Origin of the sequence: Agrobacterium larrymoorei (assembly GCF_037722385.1) — a bacterium.
In the GTDB taxonomy this organism is placed as follows: Bacteria; Pseudomonadota; Alphaproteobacteria; order Rhizobiales; family Rhizobiaceae; genus Agrobacterium; species Agrobacterium larrymoorei_C.
This window is the reverse complement of the sequence record NZ_JBBKAQ010000013.1, coordinates 1-10,384: the sequence shown is the minus strand read 5'-3', so window position 1 is coordinate 10,384 and position 10,384 is coordinate 1. Positions and strand designations below refer to the sequence as shown.

Genomic DNA, 10,384 nt, shown 5'->3' with positions numbered 1-10,384 from the left:
ATGTCGCGCAAAACTGCGCGGCGGTTTTGCGGCAACGAAATTCGGCAGAGGAAGGAGCTTAAGCGTAACGAGCGTAGCTGAAAGATCGTGACACGCTTTAGCCGACCAATCTCAGGCGGAGGCTTCCATCACCTCGTCTTGACGCACAGCGACCACCTGCGCGCGACCAGATTTTTTCGCCTTATAGAGCGCTTTGTCCGCGCGTGATATCAAGTCGGTCGCGTCCTCACCTCGCCATTCTACCGCGCCGATGCTGACTGTTACGACCTGTTGCGGGGAAAGACAGTGGTCGATTTCAAGCGCTTTGATATTGACTGCGATCTGTTCGAGGATCCCGAGTGCAGGCTCGAGACTTGCGCCATAAAGCAGAATACCAAACTCCTCCCCGCCGATCCGGGCGGCAATATCCATCGGTCGGCGAACACCGCTCGAAAGCTGCAAGGCCACGATCTTCAATACTTCGTCGCCAGCGGGATGGCCGTACTCGTCGTTGAACGCCTTGAAGTAATCGAGATCCACCAACGCCAGCACCACAGCCACTTTGGAACGCCGCGCCTCTCCAATGGCAACCGAGAGATGGTCGTCAAAGGCACGCCGATTTGCGATCCCCGTCAATCCGTCTTTCGACGCAAGCTCCTGTAGTCTGCGCCGCGCCAGGAAGTGCTCCCGGTCCGCCTGCTCTCTCACATAGCCGCCGGCGGCGCCGATCGGGAGAGCAGTCAGCAGCATCAGCGAAAGCTGCGCCGCATCAGCCCATGGCCTGTGCTCCGGGCCGAACAAGATCAGCAGGATTGAAAAGGCAGCAATGATGAAGGCGGCGGCAAGCGATTGGCGAAAGGTAAAGCCGATCGGCAGAAAGGCGCTGAGCACGAAAATGATTCCGGAGCTATCGGCAGCAAATGCGCCCTTGGACCGTGCCACCGTGGCGGCGAGACTTGCCGCTATTCCCAAACTGAGGAAACCGACAAACACCATACGCTGATAGGGCCACCGGGTGAAAGCCAGAAGACCGATCGTCATGAACAGCCATGCGAGCGACAACCACCGCGATACGAGCCACAGCCACACAAGCCAGTCCCAGGCAGGAAAATGGGCAACCCGGAAAAAATCGATGATGGCAAAGATGCTCCAGAGAACGCCAGCCAATCCGCTGAAGAGGAGCGCCGCGCGTCGCTGCTGAAACGCCAAATGCTTCTGGTAGTCCAATTCCGATACGGGATCGAACCGAAGCTTTTCAAACGTGAAAGCGCCGCGCTGAGCGTATTCGCTCGGCGGAAAAGTATCCGGCATTCCAACGACCCCCTAGAAACCTCACAAACAGATACAGATGAAGAATTTCATATCAGTTAAAGAACGTGGAAAGACTCAATACAATCAGTAAAATAGCAGAGATATACTCATTTCACACGGAGAAGTAGCAGCCAAATTAGAAGTTTAAGCGCAAAGACGCAGAACTATTGTTGATTTTCTTGAGCTACATATAAATCGTGTTTTAGCGTTTTGTGCCTGCGCCAGAGTCAACAGGTCACCATCACATCTCAAAATCAGCAGCAAAGCCATTCGGCACGCCATGCGCCGTGACCTTCATGATCGATTTTGGGACGAACACTCAAAGAAAAAGCGCGACTGTCAGGGGGAACAGCCGCGCTTCAAGACTGGAGATCTTATGAGAATAAAACGACCGGGCGCTCATTCGGTTCCCGGTCTTTTGCCGTCAAGCGGCAGCCAGTTCCTTGCGGACGATTTCGCGCAGCGACACAAGGTCCTTGGCAAACAGGCGGATGCCTTCGGAGAGCTTTTCCGTCGCCATGGCATCTTCGTTGAGCTGCCAACGGAAGGTCTTCTCGTCGAGAGACTGCAGCGGCTCAGCCTTGGCGTGATCGGGAGACAGCTTGCGTTCCAGCGTGCCGGTGTCCTTGTCCAGCTCTTCCAGAAGTGCGGGGCTGATCGTCAGGCGGTCGCAGCCAGCCAGCGCCTCGATCTCGCCGACATTGCGGAAGGAAGCGCCCATCACGACGGTCGCAATGCCATTGGCCTTGTAGTAGTTGTAAATCTGGCGCACCGAAAGCACGCCCGGGTCGGTCTCTGCCGTGTAGCTCTCACCTGTCGATTTCTTGTACCAGTCCAGAATGCGACCGACGAAGGGCGAGATGAGGAAGGCTTTGGCTTCGGCGCAGGCGATTGCCTGGGCCTGCGAGAAGAGAAGCGTCAGGTTGCAATCGATGCCTTCAGCCTGCAGCACTTCAGCCGCCTTGATGCCTTCCCAGGTGGAGGCCAGCTTGATGAGGATGCGCTCACGCTCGATGCCGCGCTCCTTATAGGCTGCAATGATGCTGTGCGCCTTGGCGATCGAGGCCTGCGTGTCGAAGGAGAGATCGGCATCGACTTCCGTCGAAACGCGACCCGGCACGAGATCCACGAGAGCCGCACCGACGGAAATCGCCAGACGGTCGGCTACGGCGGCAATCACGCCTTCGGAGTTTCCGCCCTGCTTGCGACCCCAGGACACCGCTTCTTTGACCGTGTCGGCAAAGGCCGGCGTGCCGAGTGCCTTCAGCACGATGGACGGGTTGGTGGTGCAATCCACCGGCTTCAGACGGGCCACCGCTTCAATATCGCCGGTATCGGCAACCACGGTGGTGATGGCGCGAAGTTGATCAAGCTTGGAAGTCATGCCGTGTAATCCTTGTGAATGTCTCGGAAACCATCGCTCTCGAATTTCGTTCCGTACGGGTAAGCGTACAGACGGCGACAAGGGAACCCTGTTCCTGGGGAGTATCGCGCAGCCCAAGGCAGGAAGTCAAGACATTTGCCCATCGCAATTGACATAAGTTTCACGTCTGCAATACTGCACCCAAGAAAAGTTCGAAGCCATCGGTGGCTTGCATGGAGATCTCAGCTCGTTTCGAGCGGCAGCGATTCCCAGACTAGCAACATCATGCCCACACCGGCGACGGCCCAAATAATGGCGAGAGACAGTGGCAAAACTGCGTAGAGAGACCCATACGGCTTTTTCCGAAGCGCCTTCGCTGAGGCTGCGCGCCGCCTGGCTCTATTACAACCAGGGCATGACCCAGAAGGATGTGGCCGAGAAACTCGGCATCAGCCGGTCCACCGTCATCCGCCTGCTCGATGAGGCGATGAAGCGCTCCGATGTGCAGATCTGGATCAATGAAGGTTTGGAAGATTTCGTCGAACTTTCGATCAATCTCGAGAAAGCCTACGGCCTGGACGAAGCCGTCATCATCCCCACGGGTTCGGATAAGGCCCAGGATATCGCCAAGGGCGTAGGTCTTGCGCTCGGTCAGTTTCTATCCGAAGTCGTGCCGGACAACGCCACGATCGGCGTCGGCTGGGGTCGCACCATGACGGCGTCGCTTTCCAGCTTCCGCCCGCCACGGCGCGAGAACTGCAAGGTCGTCTCCCTGCTCGGCGGTATCGTTGCCGTTCACCAGACCAATCCGCTGGACTACACTTGGCGTCTGGCGAGCGCACTTGGCGCGGAATGCTACATGTTTCTTGCCCCGCTCCTTGTCGATTCCATCGAAACCAAGCGGGCGCTGATCGAGAAATGCGGTCTGAGCACCCTTTATGCACTCGCAGAAAACCTTGACCTCGCCATCGTCAGCTGCGGCGATATCGGCCCGCATTCCACCTCTCTGTCGGAAGGCTTCATTTCCAAACAGACGCTGGATGAGCTGGTCGCGGCGGGCTGCGTCTGCGATACCATGTTCAACTTCATCGATGCCGAAGGCCGCTCCGTCGATCACCCGATCAACAATCACGCCATGTCGATCGATCTCGACACGCTGAAGAAAGCCAAACACATCGTGCTTGCCTCCGGCGGCGCCCACCGCGCCACCGCCATCCGCGCCACCATCAAACGCATCGGCTGCAACACGCTGATCACAGATGAGGCGGCGGCACGGGCACTGATGGAGCTGGCAACGCCGGCAGCTGCCGGGTCGCACTATTGATCACGCCCGCCCCGTCTCCCAGCCCAGCATGGCCCGCTTGCGGGTGATCCCCCAGTGATAGCCGGTCAAGGCACCGCTTTTGCCAAGCGCCCGGTGGCAGGGCACGACGAAGGAAATGGGGTTGGCGCCGATCGCCGCACCCACGGCGCGCGACGCCGTCGGCTGGCCGATATCCTGCGCTACATGCGAATAGGTCACCGCCCGGCCCATCGGGATTTTCAGCAGGCTCTGCCAGACGCGCACCTGAAAATCCGTGCCGAGCAGCACCACGCGAAGCGGCTGGTCGCTGTTCCAACGCGTCGGATCGAAGATGCGCTCGGCATAGGGCGCGGTTGCAAGGCTATCTTCCACATAGATGGCGTTGGGCCAGCGACGTGCCATATCTTCAAAGCATTCCGTCTCTTGCCCCTGATCGGCAAAGGCGCAGCCGGCAAGACCGCGATCGGTGATCATGACAAGTGCGAGACCAAAGGGCGACGGATGATAGCCATAGCGGATCTGCAGTCCGCTGCCCTTCATCTTCCACTCGCCGGGCGACATCGCTTCATGCGTGACGAAGAGATCGTGCAGGCGACTGGGCCCCGACATGCCGACTTCGATGGCCGTTTCCAGGAGCGGCAGGTTTTCCTCACGCAGCAGCCGCTTTGCATGATCGAGCGTTACCGCCTGCAAAAACGCTTTGGGCGACAAGCCCGCCCAGCGCGTAAAGGTCTTCTGCAATTGTGTGGGGGACTGGTTGAGCCGGGCAGCGATCTCCTCCAGCGACGGCTGGTCGCGGTAATCCATCGTCAGGATTTCGATCACCTGGCGCACCGTCTCGTAGTCGGCACCAATGGGCGTGATGTCTTCCTTCAGCATGATATTGGCGTTCATGGCGTGTCTCCTTGAGGCAAGACAAGACCATGAGACGGCGCGCGCCTCCACCCGTTTCTTGCGGCATCCATATCAGATTTTTCGCCGCACCGTGGCAAGCGCTTGGCGGAAGGCTTTGGCGAAACTTTCCCGATCGTCCGGATTGAGGAATGAGCCGATATCGGTCACACGACCTTCACCGGATACATGCATGGAGAGAATGCCGAATTCATCGTGACGGCGCACGCGAAAGCGCGCCCAGAACGGATTGAACCGATGTTCGACCACCTCGCCCTTCGGCGAAAACTTCCGGATCGACAGACTGGTGCGAGACACCACGACCTGCTCCTTGATCCGGCCAGCGCGGTAGTTTGCCCGAAACGCAATACAGAGCAGCAGGAAATCGAGCCCTAGAAAGAAGCCGATCGGCCACGCACCCGTGACGAGGAAGAAGCCGCCATAGAGAACTGCGACCAGCGCGCAGATGACCAGCAGAACACGAAATCCCTTGCGCCCAAGCGAGCGATAGGGAATGAGTTCGGCAGAAAACACCGGCTGATCGTTGAGCATTTCCATCTGCCTTCCTCGATGCGGCTGATCAACGCGCATGTAGATCTGATATGACGATTGCCAAGAAACGATCCAGCACCCAAACGCCGAAAAAGTCAATTTCGACCGCAAAGCGCCGGCAAAAACGCGTGAAGACGGCCTATTCGCAAGAGGAGCTGAACGAGATTTTCCGCCGCTTCTCCATCCAGCGGCCGGAGCCGAAGGGTGAGCTGGAGCATACCAACCCCTTCACGCTGGTGGTGGCCGTGGCACTGTCTGCTCAGGCCACCGACGTCGGTGTCAACCGAGCAACAAGAGCGCTGTTTGAGATTGCCGATACGCCACAAAAGATGCTGGCGCTCGGTGAAGAGCGGCTGATCGATTACATCAAGACCATCGGGCTTTATCGCAACAAGGCCAAGAACGTCATTGCGCTGTCGCAGATGCTGATCGACGATTTTGGCGGCGAGGTGCCGAAAACCCGCGAGGAGTTGATATTGCTGCCGGGTGTCGGCCGTAAGACCGCCAACGTCGTCATGTCGATGGCCTTCGGCATCCCGACACTTGCCGTCGATACCCATGTCTTCCGCATCGCCAACCGCATTCTTTTAGCCCCCGGCAAGACCCCGGATGAGGTGGAGGACAGGCTGGTCAGGATCATTCCCGAGCCATACCTCTTCCACGCCCACCACTGGCTGATCCTTCACGGCCGCTATTGCTGCAAGGCGCGTAAGCCGGAATGCGAGCGCTGCGTGATTGCCGACATCTGCAAGTCGCCGGAAAAGACCTGGGATATTCCCGCACCGCTGGTGGAACTACCGCCCCAGCTGATTGGTGCCTGAACGAGCCCCTGTCGAGACCAACGTAAATGACGGGTCTTTCCGGCTGATCGACTTGTGCAGATGCACCATGAAGGATGCGGCAAACAGCGGTGTCAAAAGGTTGAGGAAGGGGACCGCCAGAAAGGCTGCAATCACCAGTCCCGCCATGAACACGGTCGAGGCATGCTTGGAACGGAAAGCGCGCGCCTCCTCCGGCGTGCGAAAGCGCATGGCCGCGAATTCGAAGAACTCCCGCCCGAGCAGATAGCCATTGACCATGAAGAAGGCGATGAGGTTGACGCCCGGCACCAAAAGCAGAAGAAGCGCGATCGCATTGCCGAGAATGACCACGCCGAAGAACTTGATCGAAGACACCACGGCTTCGCCAAGCGGCATGGCGCGTCCGGCGGGCTCTGCGCCATAATCCTCTTTCTCGATGACCTCCGCCACATCATCGAGAAACAGTCCGGCAATGACCGCCGTAACAGGTGAGATCAACAGCGCAAGCGCGAGCGCAAGACCAATGCCTGCAAGAATTGCCAGGACGAGGCTCATCCACCCTGCCCAATCCGGCATGCCGGGAACAAGCGAATCGAGCCAAGGCAAAGCCAGCCAGATGAACACGCCGCGAATGGCAAACCAAAGGGCGATCAGCACAAGAATAGTCAGGCCGAGAACCTTCCAGAAGACCGATCGCGTCTCGGAAGCAAACAGGTTCGCAAAAGCGCGTCTCGCTGCATCGAATATCAAGCCACTATCCTTCTTCTAAACCTTGCCTGCGTTGCAGAGATAAGACGGCTCAGTTTCTTTCACAAGAAGAGCACGGGTTGGGCGCCTCATGAATGATAGTGCGGGATCATCTTTTGCTTGAATAGCAGTCAACCCTAAAATATGAAAAACAACGGGGAAGAAATAGTATTTTCTCCTCGAAGCAGATAGAGTGTGTCGTGAAGCACTTGGGTTCACCATTCACCACATCAAGCTTTGGATGGTCGTCCGATAAAAACGTAATGAGGCGTTGTTGGAAAAGCTACTGATCGATCTGTCCCGGTTGATGAAGTCCGGTACGCCTGCAGAGCGGCGCATTGCAAAGTATCTGATGGAGCATCTGAACGAGCTTCCTTTCGAAACGGCTGCGACGCTGGCAGAAAAACTCGGCTTGAGCCCGATGACGGTCGGCAGGTTTTTGCGATCTCTCGGCTACCGCCAGCTCAGCGACATCCGCGAGCACCTGCGTGAGCGCGTCACCGCTTCACCTGCCTCACCCGCAGAGAGCCAGGAGCCGCGCCAGACACCGTTGTCGGGCCTGATGATGCAGCAGATCCAGGCCGTGCAGGCCGTTTACGATCTGGCCGGACAGCCCGTGTGGAAGACCGCCCTCGACGCCATCCAGGAAAGCCGCAGCGTCTTCATCGCCTCTTCGGCAGAAAGCTTCGGCCTGTGCCGCTACTTCTACATGAAGCTGCTCGAATGTCGTGAGCGGGTCCATTATCTGCAAAGCGACGGTTCCACCTATATCGAGCTGATGGATGAAGAGCCCGACCGAACGCTCCTGATCCTGATCGACTGCGGCGGCAACCTGCCTGCCCTGCAGCGCCTTGCCAAAATGGCGGCACGCGGCGGCTACAAGACACTTCTCATCACCACCCGCTTCTACGAGTGGGGGCCGGAAAGCGCCGATATCTGCCTGACGATCCCGCTGAATCAGAACGGCAGTGACAGCATGCTCCAACTCGTCGCCATGACCGAGTTCATGCTTCAATCGCTCACCCACAATAACGGCTCCAACCGCAAGCAACGCGTCAAACGCATCGGCGATTTGCAGAGAGCGCTTCATCACGGGTGACTCTTTGAAGGCGAGAGCGCCTTCGTTGCAGGCCCCGCAATTGTTTGTTGGCGAAGCCACGCGACGGAACGTGAGGACAGCGTAGCTCCGAAAATCGGACTCGACTTCAGCAAGGCGCGGTCCATCGAGGCAAAAGTAAAGCGCCCCTTCTGCGTCCGATAGAACGCACAGGGCGTGAGACCTAGCAAGCGATCGGAAACGCAGCGATTGCCTTACTCAGTTGAGTCGTGATCTGATACACGACCTGCTGCCACACAAACCCGCAATCGGAGCCCCCGAGAATGCTGATTGTCGCCTTTTTATCTTTCGTCGCCCTGTCGATGAACGATGGCCAGACGGCGCAGGTGACGGATCCTATTCTACCTCAACAGACCGCTGCAAAAGAAGGGCGACTTCCAGTGCGAATTTTCGACGCTGCGCGCTGTCGAGGATTATCCGACCTGTCGCAAAAAAGTCCTCCCACGTTCATGCGGGCTGAGAGTGGCGATTGGGAATGCAATTCCCTGTTGGAGTTCCCCGAGACCGGTCGTACGCCCTCACTCTTCATCCAGATTCGCGGCAACAAGGATGGTCGATGGACCTATTTTCGCCTGAAGTTCAACTTCGGCTCTCCCTTATCGCACCAGATCCTCGGCGAAAGAGCCACTTCGGTCATCAAAATGCTGATCGGAAACGAGACACCGACAAAGGGCCTCGCAGCAAGGCTCGCCGCTGGTCAGGAATTTGAATCGACACTGGCCGGCACCAAGCTGCGGTACAAGCAGGAGGGCATGGAAAAATCCCGCTTCAACCTCTTCGGCACCAACTCCCCGGGCTTTTCCAAGGGCGTGGCGCAATAGCCTGCTTCAGCGCGGGATGTCGAACTACCCGGAGGGCAGAAGGATGTTAGCCCGCGACAATGCCAAATGCCGCTGGATTGGACAAAGAACAAGTCCTTCTTAAGAATACCCCCCGAAGTAACGTGGCTTCTCTGGGTGGACACGAAAACTGTGGGAGTTGATCAAGGGCGCCATCCTGTCGCGTACTCCTCATCTTGCACGCACGCGCATTTTCGAGGCTGCCTGGACCAGGTCTTACGTGAAGCTACTGTATGGCCAGCATTGAGAAACATGCCTGAAATAGCCTCTCCCACGCTGGGAACTTTCGATGCTGATCTCCATTAAACGACGATGAAAATCAGATCCCTCCTTCCCGTCATCGCAAGCGCCCTCCTTGCCGCCTGCACCACAGCCGGCCCCGTCGGCAACACTTCGGTTCCTCAACCGGTCAAGACCGTGCAACTGAACCGGTATCTCGGCGAATGGTTCGAACTTGCCCGCTATGAAAACTCCTTCGAAAAGAACTGCGAGGGCGTTACTGCTCAGTACTCCCAGCGCAACGACGGGATGATCAGGGTCATCAACACCTGCCGAAAAGGCAGCCCTGATGGAACTGAAAAATCAGTGGAAGGCCGCGCCAAAATCGTCCCCGACAGTGGAAACGCCAAACTGAAAGTCTCATTCTTCGGTCCGTTCTACGGTGACTACTGGGTCTTGGACCGCGCCAACGATTATACATGGTCGATCGTCGGCGAACCCTCGGGCCGGTATCTTTGGATCCTGACCCGTACGGCAAAACCGTCCGAGCAAACACGAACGATGCTCGTCAATAAGGTGAAATCGCTGGGCTACGATGTCGGGCGGCTGCACTGGACGCAGCATTAAGCATTCGGGATTTTCATATCGACTCTGTTCCCCGGACCAGAAGCCTGTTCCAGCTTATGCAGGGGGCGTGTGATCTGCCCAAAAAGACGCGCTCGGCTTCATACGACAAATAACAGCATAAGCTGACTTTTGGGATGCGCAGAGGCGACCGCGCCGGTCGACATGCATCGTGGTGAGTGAATAGCCCAGCGACGCCTGTGGATAGAGGGAGGGCAAGATACAGGCTTTTCGTCCAGCGCTCGCATGATCGCCGCCCTGCCCTTGAACTTGATCCAACCGCGCACGCCAGAGCCCCGACAGTGTACACGAGATATTGTGCCTATCAGCCTCGTATAGGTGGAGAGTGCGTTCAAGACCCCGGCATCCGACAAATCGGACGGATCAAGATTTAATGCTGGGTGTCTGAACTGCGGGCCGTAACTGTTTTGGTGTGAAGTGAAGCCCATGAATTCGACTTCTACGCCTTTAAACTTGCTAACTATCTCAGTGGCTTGTCCATCTTCGATCGCTAGATGGCACCAGCCGTTTGCATCAGTAAACGGCTTACTGAGCCTTACAGATGAGCGTCCTTATCGCCAATCTATCTGAGTGGAAGGCCGATGGCTGGCCATCAGGTTGCCCGCGGCGCAGGAATAC

At 57.4% G+C, this 10,384-nt stretch carries 10 protein-coding genes; 5 read left to right on the top strand and 5 right to left on the bottom strand.

Features of this window, described 5'->3' with window-relative positions; translation table 11 throughout:
- Positions 1–111 precede the first annotated feature (111 nt).
- Entirely contained in the window at positions 112–1,290 is a 1,179-nt protein-coding gene (locus WKI41_RS14185) for a diguanylate cyclase (protein WP_340194154.1), read from the bottom strand.
- Positions 1,291–1,714: 424 nt separating this feature from the next.
- Positions 1,715–2,674 carry a transaldolase gene (gene tal, locus WKI41_RS14180; RefSeq protein WP_340194153.1) on the bottom strand — a complete coding sequence of 320 codons (960 nt, stop codon included), beginning with the start codon at positions 2,672–2,674 and terminating at the stop codon, positions 1,715–1,717.
- Positions 2,675–2,978: 304 nt separating this feature from the next.
- Here tal and WKI41_RS14175 point away from each other — a divergent pair, with 304 nt between their 5' ends.
- Positions 2,979–3,977: a sugar-binding transcriptional regulator gene (locus tag WKI41_RS14175; protein ID WP_340194152.1), complete on the top strand. Its 999-nt coding sequence runs from the start codon at positions 2,979–2,981 to the stop codon at positions 3,975–3,977.
- On the opposite strand, the gene WKI41_RS14170 is transcribed toward WKI41_RS14175, so the two are convergent.
- Positions 3,978–4,850: a methylated-DNA--[protein]-cysteine S-methyltransferase gene (locus WKI41_RS14170; RefSeq protein WP_340194151.1), complete on the bottom strand. Its 873-nt coding sequence runs from the start codon at positions 4,848–4,850 to the stop codon at positions 3,978–3,980.
- A 72-nt stretch (positions 4,851–4,922) separates the two neighbouring features.
- The gene (locus tag WKI41_RS14165; RefSeq protein ID WP_340194150.1) at positions 4,923–5,405 is read right to left on the bottom strand and encodes a DUF2244 domain-containing protein; all 483 of its coding nucleotides are present in this window, start codon (positions 5,403–5,405) and stop codon (positions 4,923–4,925) included.
- Positions 5,406–5,449: 44 nt separating this feature from the next.
- Between WKI41_RS14165 and nth the strand changes: the two genes are divergently transcribed.
- Positions 5,450–6,220: an endonuclease III gene (gene nth / locus WKI41_RS14160; RefSeq protein WP_340194149.1), complete on the top strand. Its 771-nt coding sequence runs from the start codon at positions 5,450–5,452 to the stop codon at positions 6,218–6,220.
- Here nth and WKI41_RS14155 read toward each other — a convergent pair.
- Positions 6,194–6,949, bottom strand: coding sequence for a sulfate transporter family protein (locus WKI41_RS14155; protein ID WP_340194148.1), 756 nt, complete (start codon positions 6,947–6,949; stop codon positions 6,194–6,196). The two genes, nth and WKI41_RS14155, sit on opposite strands and share 27 nt — an antisense overlap.
- A gap of 271 nt (positions 6,950–7,220) precedes the next feature.
- On the opposite strand from WKI41_RS14155, the gene WKI41_RS14150 reads away from it, so the two are divergent.
- From WKI41_RS14150 to WKI41_RS14140, 3 genes are all read left to right on the top strand, one after another.
- Entirely contained in the window at positions 7,221–8,045 is an 825-nt protein-coding gene (locus WKI41_RS14150) for a MurR/RpiR family transcriptional regulator (protein WP_340194147.1), read from the top strand.
- Between the two features lie 281 nt (positions 8,046–8,326).
- Complete coding sequence (locus tag WKI41_RS14145; protein WP_340194146.1) at positions 8,327–8,884, top strand: DUF6030 family protein; 558 nt, start codon at positions 8,327–8,329, stop codon at positions 8,882–8,884.
- Positions 8,885–9,214: 330 nt separating this feature from the next.
- Entirely contained in the window at positions 9,215–9,748 is a 534-nt protein-coding gene (locus WKI41_RS14140; protein WP_340194145.1) for a lipocalin family protein, read from the top strand.
- Positions 9,749–10,384: the final 636 nt, after the last annotated feature.